Genomic DNA, 16,279 nt, shown 5'->3' on the forward strand with positions numbered 1-16,279 from the left:
ACGTTGATAGCTTTCGCGTTACTGAAGGCTGCTTCCCGCTATAAGGTCACGCCCCTGACGAATATCGCGTGGCGACCACTCGAACTCACGGCGAAAAAGCGTCGAAAAGTGGTTACTGTCACCGAAACCGCAGAGATAAGCGATATCAGTCACGCTGTCATCACTGTGGCGGAGCAGATGTCTGGCTTTAATCAGTCGCAGACGGTTAAGGTAGCGCTGCGGCGTCAATCCTGTTTGCTGTTTAAGCTGGCGATGCAGAGTGCGTAAAGAGAGCGAAAACTTCTCGGCCAGCGCCTCCCAACACACCTCTTCGGCAAAGTTATCCTCCAGCCATGCCATCAAAAGGTTAAGCCGCGCATCGTTATCGGTCGCCGCTTCCATCAGGCTGCTTTTACGCAGCAGTACCAGCAACTGCATAAACAGGATCTCGCGATTTGCCGCCGTGGGCGTATCCATCTCCTCGCCGAGCGTCTCCATCTGCCCCACCAGGTGACGAACCTGCTGCAGTACGCCCTGGTTTACGCGCCAGTGGGAGGGATACTGCCCATTTTGTTCCTGAGGCAAAAGCTGATTCAGCCCGGCCAGAAATTGAAACGCATCCGGAGAGCGATACAACACATTGGTCAGACACAGATTGTCAGTATGTTCATATAAATGCCTGTCATGATCGCGGACGAAACACACAGTACCGCCGCTGATGGTGTAAGGCTGTCCGTTGAACACATGGATCCCCGTTCCATGTTCGACCACCACAATTTCATGAAAATCATGATGATGTTCAGGAAACGCGGGCTGAGGAAGCCGCGGTTCAATAGCCACAGGCGCTTTACCTGTCGGAAAAAAATCCACGCAATGCAGTACGGTCATGACGGCTCCCCCTGATTAACGAATATGGCTGAATAGTAATTAAGGGTTCCTACCCTCACCTTAATTTTTTGACGCCAAAGTGCGTAAACACGGTTAATTCTTCAAGAAATGGCGGGAAAGATCGGGAAATGCGGAAGGCGTCACATCCGCCAAAATCCGCGCTATTAGTGGAAACTGTGAACAACATCACGTTCACCTTTGCCATGTTGCCAGCCGCTAATTGGGGCTGTCACTGTCAAGAAGGTACGCTTTATTCGGGGTTCTTAGACTGAGTGCAATAAAACTCAGAAGGACCTCGCCATGACTTTTCGCCATTGTGTCGCTGTCGATCTCGGCGCATCCAGTGGGCGCGTAATGCTCGCACGTTACGACAGTAAACACCGCACCCTGACGCTGCGTGAAATCCACCGCTTCGTTAACTGTCTGCAAAAAACGGACGGTTTTGACACCTGGGACATCGACAGCCTGGAAAACGATATTCGCCTTGGCCTGAAAAAAGTCTGTGATGAAGGCATTCGGATAGACAGCATTGGCATTGATACCTGGGGCGTGGATTACGTATTGATCGATAACGCCGGCCAACGTGTTGGTCTGCCGGTCTCTTACCGTGACAGCCGCACGACCGGCATTATGTCACAGGCGATGGCGCAGCCAGGTAAAGGTGAAATCTACCGCCGTAGCGGCATTCAGTTTCTGCCGTTTAACACCTTGTATCAGCTACGTGCGCTGGTTGAACAGCAGCCAGAACTGCTTGCGCAGGTGGCACATGCTCTGCTGATCCCCGACTACTTCAGCTTTCGCCTGACCGGCAAATTGAACTGGGAATACACCAACGCCACCACCACCCAGTTAGTCAATATCAACACCGACGACTGGGATGACACGCTGCTGGCGTGGACCGGGGCAGACAAAGCCTGGTTTGGTCGCCCGACGCATCCGGGGAACGTCATTGGTCACTGGATTTGCCCGCAGAAAAACCAAATTCCGGTTGTGGCCGTCGCCAGTCACGACACCGCCAGCGCGGTCATCGCTTCACCGCTGGCCGATAAAAATAGTGCGTATCTCTCTTCCGGTACCTGGTCGCTGATGGGCTTTGAGAGCAGAACGCCGTATACCAACGATGCGGCGCTGGCGGCGAACATCACCAACGAAGGGGGCGCGGAAGGGCGCTACCGCGTACTGAAAAACATCATGGGACTGTGGCTGCTCCAGCGCGTTTTAAAAGAGCGCCAGATTACCGACCTGCAAACGCTTATTGCCCAAACGCAAGCGCTGCCGGCCTGCCAATTCCTGATTAACCCGAATGACGATCGCTTTATCAACCCCGACGATATGAGCGCGGAAATTCAGGCGGCCTGTCGTGAATCGGGTCAACCCGTTCCCCAGCAAAACGCCGAACTGGCGCGCTGTATCTTCGACAGCCTGGCATTGCTATACGCTGACATTCTGCAAGAACTGGCACAACTGCGTGGTGCAGCATTTAGCCAACTGCACATCGTTGGCGGCGGCTGCCAGAACGCCCTACTGAACCAGCTGTGCGCGGATGCCTGCGGTATTCGCGTGATGTCCGGGCCGATTGAGGCCTCCACGCTCGGCAATATTGGCATCCAGTTGATGACGCTGGACGAGCTTAACAACGTCGATGATTTCCGTCAGGTGGTGCGTGCCAACTACGACCTGACCACCTTCATTCCAAATCCTGAAAGTGAAATTGCCCGCTACCTGGCGCAGTTTCCATCACTACGACAGACAAAGGAGCTTTGCGCATGACCACTCAACTTGAACAAGCCTGGGAACTGGCAAAACTGCGTTTCGCCGCGGTAGGCATTGATGTCGAGGCGGCCTTACGCCAGCTCGATCGTCTGCCGGTCTCCATGCACTGCTGGCAGGGCGATGATGTCGCCGGTTTCGAGAATCCGGAAGGCTCGCTCACAGGCGGTATTCAGGCTACCGGCAACTATCCGGGCAAAGCGCGTAACGCCACCGAACTGCGCGCCGATCTGGAGCAGGCACTGAGCCTGATCCCGGGTCCAAAGCGTCTGAATTTGCACGCGATCTATCTGGAGTCCGATACGCCGGTTGCCCGCGACCAAATCAAACCTGAACATTTTAAAAACTGGGTTGAGTGGGCGAAAGCAAACCAGTTAGGGCTGGATTTCAACCCATCCTGCTTCTCTCACCCGCTGAGCGCCGACGGCTTCACGCTGGCCCACGCCGATGACACCATTCGCCAGTTTTGGATTGACCACTGCAAAGCCAGCCGTCGCGTCTCAGCGTATTTTGGCGAGCAGTTGGGTACGCCGTCAGTGATGAATATCTGGATCCCGGATGGCATGAAAGACATTACCGTTGACCGGTTAGCGCCGCGCCAACGTCTGCTTGAAGCACTGGATGAAGTGATCAGCGAAAAACTCGACCCGGCGCACCATATCGACGCCGTCGAGAGCAAGCTGTTTGGCATCGGCGCCGAAAGCTACACCGTGGGCTCCAACGAGTTCTATATGGGTTACGCCACCAGCCGTCAGACCGCGCTGTGCCTGGATGCGGGTCACTTCCATCCGACTGAAGTGATTTCCGACAAAATCTCCGCCGCCATGCTGTACGTACCGCGTCTGCTGCTGCACGTCAGCCGTCCGGTGCGCTGGGACAGCGATCACGTGGTGCTGCTGGATGACGAAACGCAGGCGATTGCCAGCGAGATCGTACGCCACAACCTGTTTGACCGCGTACACATCGGCCTCGACTTCTTCGACGCCTCTATTAACCGCATCGCCGCGTGGGTTATCGGCACCCGCAATATGAAAAAAGCCCTGCTGCGCGCGCTGTTAGAACCGACCGAGCAACTGCGTCAGCTTGAAGCCAGCGGCGACTACACCGCTCGTCTGGCCCTGCTGGAAGAGCAAAAATCGCTGCCGTGGCAGGCCGTCTGGGAGATGTATTGCCAGCGTCACGACACGCCAGCAGGAAGCCAGTGGCTGGACAGCGTGCGCGCCTATGAGAAAGAGATTTTGAGCAAACGTAGCTAACCGTGACACCAGGCTTACAGGCCGGATAAGACGCCCCACGTCGCTATCCGGCAATTAATGAAACACGAAGCCGGATGGATCTTCACTTATCCGGCTTACGTAAGACCCGATAACGATCGGGCAATCAACAGGATCACCGAATATGCAAAACATGACTAATTCCTGGTTCGTCCAGGGGATGATCAAAGCCACTTCCGACGCGTGGCTGAAAGGCTGGGACGAACGTAACGGCGGCAATCTGACGCTGCGTCTGGATGAGGCTGATATTGCGCCATTTAGCGCCGATTTCCACGAAAAACCGCGCTATATCGCGCTAAGTCAGCCAATGCCTTTGCTGGCTAACACGCCGTTTATCGTCACCGGTTCCGGTAAATTTTTCCGTAACGTTCAGCTCGATCCCGCGGCAAATTTGGGCGTGGTGAAAGTAGACAGCGACGGCGCGGGCTACCACATCCTCTGGGGCCTGACCCACGAAGCGGTGCCAACCTCCGAGTTGCCGGCTCACTTCCTCTCCCATTGCGAGCGTATTAAAGCGACGAACGGCAAAGACCGCGTGATCATGCACTGCCATGCTACCAACCTGATCGCCCTGACCTACGTGCTGGAAAACAACACCCCGCTGATTACCCGCAAACTGTGGGAAGGCAGCACCGAGTGTCTGGTGGTGTTCCCGGATGGCGTCGGCATTCTGCCGTGGATGGTGCCGGGTACGGATGAAATCGGCCAGGCAACCGCCGAGGAAATGCAGAAACACTCGCTGGTACTGTGGCCGTTCCACGGCGTGTTCGGCAGCGGTCCCTCCCTCGACGAAGCATTTGGCTTGATAGATACCGCAGAAAAATCCGCCGAAGTTTTAGTCAAAATCTATTCGATGGGCGGTATGAAGCAGACCATCACACGTGAAGAGCTGGTAGCACTGGCTAAACGCTTTGGCGTGACCCCGCTGGCCAGCGCCGTAGAGCTGTACTGATACCTGCCAACTCAACGCCGGATGCGGCTTCGCTTTATCCGGCCTACATGACGATGCACGTTTCACCGTCGGCCCGATAAGCGTAATGCCATCGGGCACCAGGGATTTTTTTTAAGGAGAATAGTGATGAGCTTTATGTTGGCACTGCCAAAAATTAGCCTGCATGGCACCGGCGCGATTGCCGATATGGTGAATCTCGTGGCGAATAAACAATGGGGCAAAGCGCTGATCGTCACCGATGGTCAGCTGGTGAAGCTGGGCCTGCTGGATAGCCTGTTTGCCGCACTGGATGAACATCAAATGTCTTACCACCTGTTTGATGAGGTGTTCCCGAATCCGACAGAAGAGCTGGTACAGAAAGGTTTTACGGCATATCAGGGGGCAGAATGTGACTATATTATCGCCTTCGGCGGAGGCAGCCCGATCGATACCGCCAAAGCGGTGAAGATCCTGACCGCCAACCCTGGCCCTTCTACCGCTTACTCCGGCGTGGGCAAAGTGAAAAATGCAGGCGTGCCGCTGGTTGCCATCAATACCACTGCTGGTACAGCAGCAGAGATGACCAGCAACGCGGTCATTATCGACTCTGCCCGCAAGGTCAAAGAGGTGATCATCGACCCGAACATCATCCCGGATATCGCCGTGGATGACGCCAGCGTGATGCTGGAAATCCCAGCCTCCGTTACCGCCGCAACCGGCATGGACGCCCTGACTCACGCGGTGGAAGCCTATGTTTCCGTTGGCGCGCATCCGCTCACCGACGCCAACGCCCTGGAAGCAATTCGCCTGATCAAACTGTGGCTACCGAAAGCGGTCGACGATGGTCATAACCTCGAGGCCCGTGAGCAAATGGCGTTTGGTCAGTATCTGGCGGGTATGGCATTCAACAGCGCAGGTCTGGGTCTGGTGCATGCGCTGGCACACCAGCCAGGCGCGACCCATAATCTGCCGCACGGCGTCTGCAACGCCATCCTGCTGCCGATCATCGAAAACTTTAACCGCCCGAACGCCGTGGCGCGTTTTGCCCGAGTGGCGCAGGCGATGGGAGTGGACACCCGCGGGATGAGCGACGAAGCGGCAAGCATGGAGGCCATCACCGCGATTCGTGCCCTGAGCAAGCGTGTAGGTATTCCGGCTGGCTTTAGTTCCCTTGGCGTGACGAAAGAGGATATTGAAGGCTGGCTGGATAAAGCGTTGGCCGATCCGTGCGCGCCGTGTAACCCACGCACCGCCAGCCGCGACGAGGTCCGCGAGCTGTATCTGGAGGCGTTATGATCCGCAAGGCCTTTGTGATGCAGGTGAATGCCGACGCGCACGTTGAGTATCAACGTCGGCACAATCCCATCTGGCCAGAACTGGAAGCGGTGCTGAAAGAGCACGGTGCCCATCACTACGCGATTTATCTCGATCAGGAACGCAACCTGCTGTTCGCCACCGTCGAGATTGAGTCAGAAGATCGCTGGAACGCCGTTGCCAGCACCGATGTTTGCCAGCGTTGGTGGAAGCATATGCGTGATGTAATGCCGGCAAACCCGGACAACAGCCCGGTCAGCGCTGAGCTAAAAGAAGTGTTTTATCTGCCTTAACCTCTCTGTTTCCTCCCCTGACGGGGGAGGAAACTTTTTTCTCCCGTCAGCAGCATTGCGTTTGTTTTGTCATCCACGCCTTTTCCTCACAACCCGGCACCTGCTCAGGCTTGCCAATGCTGAAAGTCTCCGGCGTCACCAAACTGGAAGATGGGACGGCATTTAACTACTCGTGTAGCTACAACCGCGCCGACAAGTTCAAAATCAAAAATAACTGGGTGGGGAAATAAAAGCCTGATGACCAGGCTATAAGAAAAAAGCGCCTGAATCCAGGCGCCTGAGAACGGAAAATCAGAAGAAGTATTTGAAGCGGAGACGCGCGCCGTAACGGTCGTCGTCGTCGGTATAATTCTCCGGATTGCTGTTATCGCTGTTAATCATCGAATAATAAGCGCCGAGATAAATATTAAAGTTCTGCATATCCATCACGTTCGGAATTAAATAAGACGCGTGAATGGTATGAATATCGTAAGTGCCCTCATTGTAGAACCAGTCATTATCATCGTGATCGATCAGACCGTTAAATTCGTCGATCTTGTTATGAGCATAGATATAGCCCAGTTCAAAGCGCTTCCACAGAGCGTTGGCCGCCGCCGTAAAATCTTTTTCGTTATCCGCATCGAGATAAGCGGTGTTCAGGTTAAACACCAGGCCATTTTCCGGATCGGCTTTCAGACCGTTCCAGGTCATCGTCATACCGTAACCGGTACGATCGGACTGATCGACAAAGTTGCCCTGAGCATCGGTATATCCATAGGCGTTATTGATAACGTTCGATTCCATGGCCGCAGAAATCGTCAGCGCATCCACCGGTGTCCAGGCGACGACCGGGCGCAGATAAGCCACGTTTTTCTCCTGCGACATTTCACGACCATGATAGCGGCTATCCTGATAAAGCGAGGTACCATCTTCCAGCAGGGTATTTAACTCGAAATACCAGTTATCGAGCTGTTTGCTCATCAGGAAGCTGCCGCCGGAATCAGAACGGCCACGACCTTCTTTCATCATGTAGATGTAGCCGCTACCGTCATCATACAAATCGTTGGCGGTATGCCCTGAATGCTCAACAAAGGTATCCTGATTCAGCGGGAACATATCGTAAGCTTCGAAACGACCGACTTTTACTTTCCAGTCATTTTCCTGACCGAAGAAGAAAGCGGCGTCATCAAGATTGACCGAACCCGTCATGTCAGCCAGCGGTTGCGCTGAAAAACCGGCGAAATAGCCGTTATCCAGCTTACGCATACCGTCAAAGCCCAGCAGGATACGTCCGTTCAGATCCCAGCGTTCATTGGTTGGGTCGCCCACATTCGAATTGGTTGCCGCCAGCACACCTTTGTTGCTTTCCGCATCCATGTTGAATTCCACGTCGCCGTAGATTTTCAGATCGCCATAGCCGGAGAGCACCAGGTTAGGGGTGGTGGCGTTCTTTTTGGTCTCTTGCGCGGGCGTAGTGCCGTTGACTGGCGTATTCCCCTGAGCAACTTTAATTTCCTGGATCTCCGCAGCCTGCTGTACCTGCAATTGCTGCACCTGATTTTCCGCTTTTGCCGCGCGGTTTTCCGCAGCTTCCAGCCGAGCCTCCAGCTGTTCGAGCCGCTGTTCCAGAGTCATTTTTTGCGTTTTAGCAAAGCCATTATTTGCCACTAATAATAGACTTATTGCTAAAGCTAACGTCGATTTCTTCATTATTTGCTTTCCTTGAAATAAAGATCGTCCAACGTCTTCCGACCGGAAGACGCGCAACATGCAAATCCAAAAAATATTTTTATAGGTAATACGATACCGATGACTGAAATAAATTCAGAACATTAAAACGTGGCACCAGTGCAGGCTAATATTTATTATCATACTGATTTTATTATGTGTAACGTAGATATAATTAAGAATGTGAGGGATATAACAATAGTGCTGAAATTAACGAAAAATAATAAAAACAATTTTATATGAATAACAATAAAATATAATTAAAAATAATAAAGGCGCGAACGACAATCGCCGCGCCTTTATTTAATAAGCGTTCAATTAACTCTGCTCAGAAACCAGAATCGCCTGAGTGTCAGGCTCCAGTGCTTTAAAGATATGCGCTTGATCGGCAGGGTAACAAATATAATCGCCCTCACCTAACTCCTCCGGCGCTTCCGTCAATCCCACCATCGCCTTACCCTGCGTTACGATAATATGTTCAACCGATCCCGGTGGATGCGGTTGTGAAATACGATCCGCGCCCGGCTGCGTCAGCAGCAGATAGATATCCCGCCGCGCACCCGGTGGGCAGGCGGCCAGTAAAATGGCCTGATAGTGGGCCTGCTCAGCCACGACTTTTGTCCCTTCGCCGCGGCGAATCACCTGCGTTTTTTGCTCCTGCGGTTCCAGCAGGCGCGCAAAGGGAATATCTAACGCCACACACAGCGACCAGAGCGTTTCCAGGCTAGGATTTCCATTGCCCGCTTCCAATTGCGAGAGTGTCGATTTTGCAATCCCCGCGCGACGGGCAATCTCCGCCAGCGACAAACCGGTGCGCTGACGTTCACGCACCAGACTTTTCGCGATCATACTGATGGGCTGGGTCATTCACGACTCCATGTTTTTTATATCGAACGAATTGTTCGACTTGTAAAGCCAATTGGTCGCGTTCATTATAATGGAAACTCGTTCGATATGGCTAAAACGGTATGAAACATTATTTTTCCAGTCTCAAAGGCGACACGATAAAAGCAATATTTTTAGTCTGTCTGGCCGTCGGTGTAGTCGGCATGTCATACGGCTCGCTGGCGATGGCCTACGGCTTCCCGCTGTGGGTACCGTTTGTACTCTCTATTACTGTGCTGGCGGGCGCGTCCGAGTTTATGTTTATCGGCATTATCGCCAGCGGTGGTAATCCACTGGCGGCTGCGGCTGCCGGTTTACTGGTTAACGCCCGACACGTGCCGTTCGGCGTCACCGTACGCGATCTGGTGGGTACCCGGGCTGCCAGTTTCCTCGGCTGTCATATTATGAACGACGAAAGCGTAGTCTTTGGCCTGTCGCAAAAAACGCCTGAGCAACGTAAAGCCGCCTACTGGCTGTGCGGTCTGGGCGTCGCAATTTTCTGGCCTGTTGGCACCCTGATCGGCGCAGGCGTCGGCAAACTGCTCCCTGCCCCGGAAACCATCGGGCTGGATGCGGTTTTCCCGGCAATTTTACTGGCACTCGTCGTCCCGGCATTCAAAAACCGCACTACGCTGATTCGTGCCTGTAGCGGCGCCACGTTGTCGCTTGCCGCCATTCCCTTTGCGCCGGTCGGTTTACCGGTTTTGCTCTCACTCTTTGGCTTACTGACGAGGAAAAAATAATGGGCAACATGACGCTGTTTATCGTCGGTATCGCCATGTTATCTGTGGGAACGTATTTAATGCGTTTAGGGGGAGCTAAGCTTGGAAGCCGTTTAGCGTTCTCAGAACGCTCGCAGGCGCTGCTTTCCGACGCCGCAACGGTATTACTGTTCTCCGTTGCGCTGGCGACCACCTTTTACGAGGGCGAACACTTTGCCGGAATGGCGCGCGTACTCGGCGTGGCTTTTGCGGTATTTCTCGCCTGGCGTAAGATGCCGCTGATCGTGGTGATCGTTGCCGCTGCGGTGGTAACCGCGCTGTTACGAATGGTGGGTATACACTAAGAATATAATTACCCTGGCGAAATATTCATCAGGGTAATCACCTGTAGCGTTATGTGTTTTACCCCACAAAACCAGGCGCTAACTCTGCCTCAAATTGTCACTTCCCGCTGACATATTGCTGCTCATCTCTTCACCATCTCACCGTTAAAATCAAATCAAACAGTTTTTAACGGAGTCCCACCATGACAGCCCTTACAGCTAACTGCATTGACCTGAATATTCAGGGGAATAGCGTTTATGCCATCCTCAAGCAACTGGCGAATATGGCGCTTCAAAATGGCTACGTCTCTGACCGCAGCGCCTTCCTGCAAACGCTGCTGATACGCGAAAAGCTGCATTCCACCGGCTTTGGTTCGGGCATTGCCGTCCCACACGGTAAAAGCGCCTGTATCACACGCCCCTTCGTCTTGTTCGCGCGCAAATCAGAAAAAGTGGACTGGAAAGCCAGCGACGGCGAGGACGTTAACTGCTGGATCTGCCTCGGCGTGCCACAAACGGGCGAGGACGATCAGGTCAAAATTATCGGCACCCTGTGCCGCAAAATTATCCATCAAGATTTCATCAACCAACTGAAGCAAGGCGACACCAACCAGGTGCTCGCCCTGCTCAATCAGACCTTAACCTCATAAGGAAGCGGCTATGGAGTCATCCTTGCGTTTAGTGGCGATTACCAACTGTCCGGCGGGTATCGCCCACACTTATATGGTGGCAGAAGCGCTGGAGCAAAAAGCGCGCTCGCTCAGCCATACGATTAAAGTCGAAACCCAGGGCTCAAGCGGCGTCGAAAACCGACTGACCAGTGAAGAAATTGCCGCTGCCGATTACGTTATTCTGGCTACAGGTCGCGGCCTGAGCGGTGAAGACCGGGCGCGTTTCGCCGGGAAAAAAGTCTATGAAATAGCCATTTCCCAGGCGCTGAAAAATATCGACCTGATTTTTACGCAGTTACCGACTCATTCACAACTTTTTGCCACTGATAGCAGCGTGAAGCTGGGAAAACAGGAGGTCCAGCACGGTAGCGTGATGAGCCACCTGATGGCTGGCGTTTCCGCCGCGCTGCCGTTTGTTATTGGCGGCGGTATTCTGGTCGCCATCGCTAATATGCTGGTGCAGTTCGGTTTGCCCTATGCCGATATGTCGAAAGGTGCGCCGTCGTTCACCTGGATTGTTGAATCCATCGGCTATCTGGGTTTCACCTTTATGATCCCCATTATGGGGGCATACATCGCGTGGTCGATTGCCGATAAGCCCGCTTTTGCCCCGGCGTTTCTGGTGTGTTACCTGGCGAACGATAAAGGTCTTCTCGGCACCCAGTCCGGCGCGGGGTTTCTCGGCGCGGTCGTACTCGGGCTGGCAATTGGCTACTTTGTGCTTTGGTTTCGCAAGGTTCAACTCGGCAAAGCGTTGCAGCCGCTGCTCGGCTCCATGCTGATCCCGTTTGTCACTTTGCTGGTGTTTGGCGTCCTGACTTATTACGTCATCGGCCCGGTGATGTCCGATATCATGGGGGGGCTGCTGCACTTCCTGAACACCATTCCGCCATCAATGAAAATGGGCGCAGCCTTCCTCGTTGGCGCAATGCTGGCATTTGATATGGGCGGGCCAATCAATAAAACAGCCTGGTTCTTCTGCTTCTCACTGCTGGAAAAACATATCTATGACTGGTACGCCATCGTCGGCGTGGTGGCGCTGATGCCGCCCGTCGCGGCAGGTATCGCTACCTATTTAGCGCCAAAACTGTTTACCCAGCAGGAGAAGGCCGCCGCCAGCAGTGCGATTGTGGTGGGTGCCACCGTCGCCACTGAACCGGCCATCCCCTATGCGCTGGCCGCGCCGCTGCCGATGATTACCGCCAATACGCTCTCCGGTGGTATTACCGGCATGCTGGTCATCGCCTTTGGAATCAAACGTCTCGCGCCGGGTTTAGGTATCTTTGATCCGCTGATTGGCCTGATGTCCCCGGTGGGGTCATTTTACCTGGTGCTGGCTATCGGTCTGGCGCTGAACATTTCGTTAATTATCATCCTGAAAGGATTGTGGCTGAAACGTAAAGCCGCGCAGCAGGAGCTTGCCCATGAACATTGAGTTACTTCAGCAGTTATGCGAAGCCAGCGCCGTCAGCGGTGATGAGCACGAAGTTCGCACTCTTCTCATTAATGCGCTGGATTCCAGCGTCGATGAAATCACTTTTGACGGCCTCGGCAGCTTTGTCGCACGCAAGGGCAACCGTGGGCCGAAGGTTGCCATCGTCGGTCACATGGATGAAGTGGGCTTTATGGTCACGCATATCGACGAAAGCGGCTTTTTGCGCTTCACCACCATTGGCGGTTGGTGGAGCCAGTCGATGCTGAACCACCGGGTCGCCATCCGTACCCGCAAGGGCGTTAAAATCCCTGGCATAATCGGCTCCGTAGCACCACACGCCTTAACGGAAAAGCAGAAACAGCAACCTCTGACATTTGACGAAATGTTCATCGATATTGGTGCCAACAGCCGCGAAGAAGTAGAAAACCGCGGAATTGCGATCGGTGATTTCGTTAGCCCGGAAGCCAATTTCGCTCGCTGGGGCGAAGATAAGATCGTCGGCAAAGCGCTGGATAATCGCGTCGGCTGCGCCCTAATGGCCGAGCTTTTACAAACCGTGGATAACCCTGAAATTACCCTGTACGGCGTGGGCAGCGTGGAAGAAGAAGTGGGTCTACGCGGGGCGCAAACCTCAGCGGAGCATATCAAGCCCGATGTGGTTATCGTGCTGGATACTGCGGTTGCGGGCGATGTGCCCGGAATCGACAGCATTAAATACCCACTCAAGCTTGGCGAGGGCCCAGGGTTGATGCTGTTCGATAAGCGCTATTTCCCTAATCAGCAGTTGGTTGCCACATTAAAAGCGTGCGCAGAAAGCAGCGGTGCGTCATTGCAGTTTTGCACCATGAAAACCGGGGCGACGGACGGTGGACGCTATAACGTTATGGGCGGCGGTCGTCCGGTGGCGGCGCTATGCCTGCCGACTCGCTATCTCCACGCCAACAGCGGCATGATTTCCGCATCGGATTACGACGCGCTGTTTACGCTGGTGCGGGAACTGCTCACCTCGCTGTCGACCGAAAAGGTCCGCGCGTTTACTGACTTTCGCCGGGAGAGTTAATGCTTTCGGAACGCCAGTTAAAATTGGTGGATCTTCTTGAACAGCAGCCGTGTTTGCTGGGCGACCTGGCGCGGCAAACTGGCGTTTCAGGCAGAACCATCCTGCGCGATATTGACTACCTCAATTTTACCCTCAGCGGTAAGGCCCGCATTCAGCCCGGTGGCAGTGCGGGCTATCAGTTGGAAATTGTCGACAGACGCGGTTATTTTCAGCTTCTGCAACGCCATGATAATGATGACCGGTTGCTGGCCTTTCTTCTGCTCAATACCTTTACACCGCGTGTACAGCTGGCTTCGGCGCTCAATTTACCTGAAACCTGGGTGGCCGATCGTCTCCCACGGTTGAAGCAGCGCTATGAGCGCGCCTTTTGTCTTGCCAGCCGCCCGGGCGTCGGTCATTTCATTGATGAACCGGAAGAAAAGCGCATTATCCTGTTGGCGAATCTGCTTAAAAAAGATCCCCTCTTAATTCCACTGCCGGGTATTACCCGAGACAACATCGACAGGCTCAATGCAGCATGTGAAAAACTTAATGAATTCCCGCTCATCTCGGGAGAGTACCTGGCAAGTCTGGTGCTAGCCGTCTATGCCCTGCGTAACCAGCTCTCCGGGTCATGGCCGGAGTGTCGGTATGTTTCACTGAAAAATGCGGTGGAACAAGGAGGTGTCTACCTGGGCGAGAACGCCTTCAGAACACTGATCGGCCTTCTGGAAATCAGACAACGGCAGGCAATGACAATCTCTGCCGATGCGGTGACCTTGTTGTTAAAAAGCGTTCCCGGCATCGCTGCGTTGCACGTTATCGATACCCAACTGGTTGATAATATTACCGGCCACCTGCTGAGATGCGTCTCTGCCCCGGTTTGGGTACCGGAACATCGCCAGAGCAGTATGCACAACCTGAAGTCGACCTGGCCTGCCGCCTTCGATTTGAGTCTGCGTTTTATTGCCCTGTTGCGTGAAAAACTGGATATCCCATTGTTCGATAGCGACCTCATAGGGCTTTACTTCGCCTGCGCACTGGAACGCCATCAAAACGAGCGCCAGCCGGTCATTTTGTTATCCGACCAGAATGCTATCGCCACCATCAACCAACAGGCTATTGAGCGAGATGTTCTGAATTGTCGGGTGATCATTGCGCGAAATACGAGTGAAGTCAGCGCCATCAGTGAAGAAATCACCCCACTGTTAATCATCAACAATAGTCACTATTTACTTGATGAATCTATAAAAAATACCTTAACCATCAAGAATATCATCACCTCTGCGGGTACCGAGCAGATTAAACACTTCCTCGCGACGGCCTTTATCCGCCAGCAGCCCGAACGTTTCTTTTTACAGCCGGGCAGCTTCCATTACGCCAATATGAAGGCCGAAAGCTGGCAGAGTATCATCGGCCGGATCTGCGGCCAGCTTGTGGCACAGAGCCATATCACCGAGGACGAAGCGCTGCGCATTTGCGCCCGGGAGCATGAAGGTGAAAACCTGATCGTGAATCGCCTGGCGATTCCTCATTGCTGGAGCGAACAGGAGCGCCGCTTTCGTGGTTTCTTTATTACCCTCGCACACCCTATTCTGGTGAATAACGAACCGGTCAGCCATGTCCTGATCGCCTGTGCCGCCGCCGAGGCGCGGCATGAGCTAAAAATCTTCAGTTATTTATCCAGCGTGCTGAGCAGCCATCCGGCAGAAACTATTGCGGGATTGAAAGACTATAACGCGTTTATCGCATTGCTCAGGCAGTGAATGCCGGAAATGAAAAAAGCGCCTCAAGGGCGCTCTTTCGACAGTACTGAGGTATCTTATTTCAGCAGTTCAGCGGTCATGTGCACGCGGTTGCCGGTGTATGCCTGAGTGATTTTATAATCGCTGGCACCTGCACGTTCAGCCTGAGCGGCAATTTTTGCTTCAGCGCTTTCCAGTGTAGAACCAGTTGCGGTAACTGTCTGAGCAGCGAAAGAACCGAAAGAAGTAGCCAGAGCGATAACTGCGACAAAAGTTTTGATGCTTTTCATGATATAAACCCTTTAACTTAGTTGTTTGATTAAGGCACCGTGCCTTGATGTGATAAATAATAGCCATCTCATCGCACAACTAAAAGCGGAAGGATTTGCCATTCTTATTCAAATTAATTGAATACTGGTTACTCAGTTATCAGACGCTCGGGATGTGTATAAATCGTCGCCCTGCCCGGTTTGCAAAAACCCACCAGCGTCAGGTTACAGCGTTCGGCAACTTCCACAGCGAGCGTTGTCGCCGCAGAAACAGCAAACAGGATTTCCACGCCGCACATTGCCGACTTCTGCACCATCTCGTAGCTGGCGCGGCTGGAGACTAATACCGCGCCCTGCTGCCAGGTTTCCCCTTCGATCGCACGTCGTCCCAGCAGTTTATCCAGCGCAACATGACGTCCAACATCTTCATGTCCGCCCGCCAGATGACCTGACGGCTGTACCCAGGCAGCCGCGTGCGTGCAGCCTGTCAGTTGCCCAACAGGCTGGAAATCAGGGAGATGCCTTAAGGCGTTATCGAGATGCGCCAGATTGAATGTCTGGGTAAACGGCAGCGGCTGGACCGGTTTGCCAATATCATTAAGTTGTTCCACGCCACAAACACCGCAGCCAGTCCGACCGGCCAGTGCGCGACGACGCTCTTTCAGCCCCATAAAGCGCCGACTGGACAGCTCAACCTGCACTTCTAATCCGTTGCAGGAAGGCACCACGTCCATCCCGTAAATATCTTGCGAGGACTCAATAATGCCTTCAGAAAGTGAAAAACCCATCGCGAAGTGCTCAAGATCTTTCGGTGATGCCATCATCACCACGTGTGAAATCCCGTTGTATACCAGTGCCACAGGCACTTCTTCAGCTACCTCATCTGGCTGAGGATGTTGCAAGTCCTCGCGCTTCCAGAGGGTCAACTGACGAGATCCTGTCGGAGATGTCACATTCTTGATGTTTTCTTGAATAATCTTATTCACTTTCTTTTAACCGTATTGGAACACGCATACCAACATTGTGGTATTCTT

General features: G+C 53.5%; 16 protein-coding genes. 11 read left to right on the forward strand and 5 right to left on the reverse strand.

Annotated elements, in window-relative coordinates; genetic code table 11:
• Positions 1 to 18 precede the first annotated feature (18 nt).
• The gene (gene rhaS / locus HV314_RS24485; RefSeq protein ID WP_016157890.1) at positions 19 to 867 is read right to left on the reverse strand and encodes an HTH-type transcriptional activator RhaS; all 849 of its coding nucleotides are present in this window, start codon (positions 865 to 867) and stop codon (positions 19 to 21) included.
• Positions 868 to 1,167: 300 nt separating this feature from the next.
• Here rhaS and rhaB point away from each other — a divergent pair, with 300 nt between their 5' ends.
• The 5 genes from rhaB (at position 1,168) to rhaM (ending at position 6,449) form a co-directional block, all read left to right on the forward strand.
• Positions 1,168 to 2,637 carry a rhamnulokinase gene (gene rhaB / locus HV314_RS24490; RefSeq protein WP_181546923.1) on the forward strand — a complete coding sequence of 490 codons (1,470 nt, stop codon included), beginning with the start codon at positions 1,168 to 1,170 and terminating at the stop codon, positions 2,635 to 2,637.
• Positions 2,634 to 3,893, forward strand: a complete 1,260-nt coding sequence (rhaA, locus tag HV314_RS24495) for an L-rhamnose isomerase (protein ID WP_019077926.1) — start codon at positions 2,634 to 2,636, stop codon at positions 3,891 to 3,893. Before rhaB ends, rhaA begins: the two co-directional genes overlap by 4 nt.
• A 142-nt stretch (positions 3,894 to 4,035) precedes the next feature.
• A complete protein-coding gene (gene rhaD / locus HV314_RS24500; protein WP_016155197.1) occupies positions 4,036 to 4,863 on the forward strand; it encodes a rhamnulose-1-phosphate aldolase in 828 nt (275 codons plus the stop codon).
• Between the two features lie 126 nt (positions 4,864 to 4,989).
• Entirely contained in the window at positions 4,990 to 6,138 is a 1,149-nt protein-coding gene (gene fucO / locus HV314_RS24505; protein WP_181546925.1) for a lactaldehyde reductase, read from the forward strand.
• Positions 6,135 to 6,449 carry an L-rhamnose mutarotase gene (rhaM, locus tag HV314_RS24510; RefSeq protein ID WP_049269664.1) on the forward strand — a complete coding sequence of 105 codons (315 nt, stop codon included), beginning with the start codon at positions 6,135 to 6,137 and terminating at the stop codon, positions 6,447 to 6,449. Before fucO ends, rhaM begins: the two co-directional genes overlap by 4 nt.
• 291 nt (positions 6,450 to 6,740) lie before the next feature.
• Here the strand turns inward: rhaM and HV314_RS24515 are convergent, their stop codons facing one another.
• Positions 6,741 to 8,138, reverse strand: coding sequence for a carbohydrate porin (locus HV314_RS24515; protein WP_181546927.1), 1,398 nt, complete (start codon positions 8,136 to 8,138; stop codon positions 6,741 to 6,743).
• Between the two features lie 336 nt (positions 8,139 to 8,474).
• The gene (locus tag HV314_RS24520) at positions 8,475 to 9,023 is read right to left on the reverse strand and encodes a helix-turn-helix domain-containing protein (protein ID WP_016155192.1); all 549 of its coding nucleotides are present in this window, start codon (positions 9,021 to 9,023) and stop codon (positions 8,475 to 8,477) included.
• 101 nt (positions 9,024 to 9,124) lie between these two features.
• Between HV314_RS24520 and HV314_RS24525 the strand changes: the two genes are divergently transcribed.
• From HV314_RS24525 to HV314_RS24550, 6 genes are all read left to right on the forward strand, one after another.
• Positions 9,125 to 9,784, forward strand: a complete 660-nt coding sequence (locus tag HV314_RS24525; RefSeq protein WP_016155191.1) for an AzlC family ABC transporter permease — start codon at positions 9,125 to 9,127, stop codon at positions 9,782 to 9,784.
• Positions 9,784 to 10,107 carry an AzlD domain-containing protein gene (locus HV314_RS24530; protein WP_016157884.1) on the forward strand — a complete coding sequence of 108 codons (324 nt, stop codon included), beginning with the start codon at positions 9,784 to 9,786 and terminating at the stop codon, positions 10,105 to 10,107. The genes HV314_RS24525 and HV314_RS24530 overlap by 1 nt, the downstream gene beginning before the upstream one ends.
• A gap of 182 nt (positions 10,108 to 10,289) precedes the next feature.
• Entirely contained in the window at positions 10,290 to 10,736 is a 447-nt protein-coding gene (locus tag HV314_RS24535) for a PTS fructose transporter subunit IIA (protein ID WP_094761756.1), read from the forward strand.
• 10 nt (positions 10,737 to 10,746) lie between these two features.
• Positions 10,747 to 12,192: a PTS fructose-like transporter subunit IIBC gene (locus HV314_RS24540; protein WP_181546929.1), complete on the forward strand. Its 1,446-nt coding sequence runs from the start codon at positions 10,747 to 10,749 to the stop codon at positions 12,190 to 12,192.
• Positions 12,182 to 13,252: an aminopeptidase gene (locus HV314_RS24545; protein ID WP_181546931.1), complete on the forward strand. Its 1,071-nt coding sequence runs from the start codon at positions 12,182 to 12,184 to the stop codon at positions 13,250 to 13,252. Before HV314_RS24540 ends, HV314_RS24545 begins: the two co-directional genes overlap by 11 nt.
• A complete protein-coding gene (locus tag HV314_RS24550) occupies positions 13,252 to 14,997 on the forward strand; it encodes a putative frv operon regulatory protein (protein ID WP_181546933.1) in 1,746 nt (581 codons plus the stop codon). Before HV314_RS24545 ends, HV314_RS24550 begins: the two co-directional genes overlap by 1 nt.
• Positions 14,998 to 15,053: 56 nt before the next feature.
• Here the strand turns inward: HV314_RS24550 and HV314_RS24555 are convergent, their stop codons facing one another.
• Complete coding sequence (locus tag HV314_RS24555; protein WP_003825262.1) at positions 15,054 to 15,266, reverse strand: DUF1471 domain-containing protein; 213 nt, start codon at positions 15,264 to 15,266, stop codon at positions 15,054 to 15,056.
• 128 nt (positions 15,267 to 15,394) lie between these two features.
• Complete coding sequence (gene fdhD, locus HV314_RS24560; RefSeq protein ID WP_049040549.1) at positions 15,395 to 16,231, reverse strand: formate dehydrogenase accessory sulfurtransferase FdhD; 837 nt, start codon at positions 16,229 to 16,231, stop codon at positions 15,395 to 15,397.
• Positions 16,232 to 16,279: the final 48 nt, after the last annotated feature.

Origin of the sequence: Citrobacter sp. RHBSTW-00887 (assembly GCF_013728095.1) — a bacterium.
GTDB lineage: Bacteria > Pseudomonadota > Gammaproteobacteria > Enterobacterales > Enterobacteriaceae > Citrobacter > Citrobacter braakii.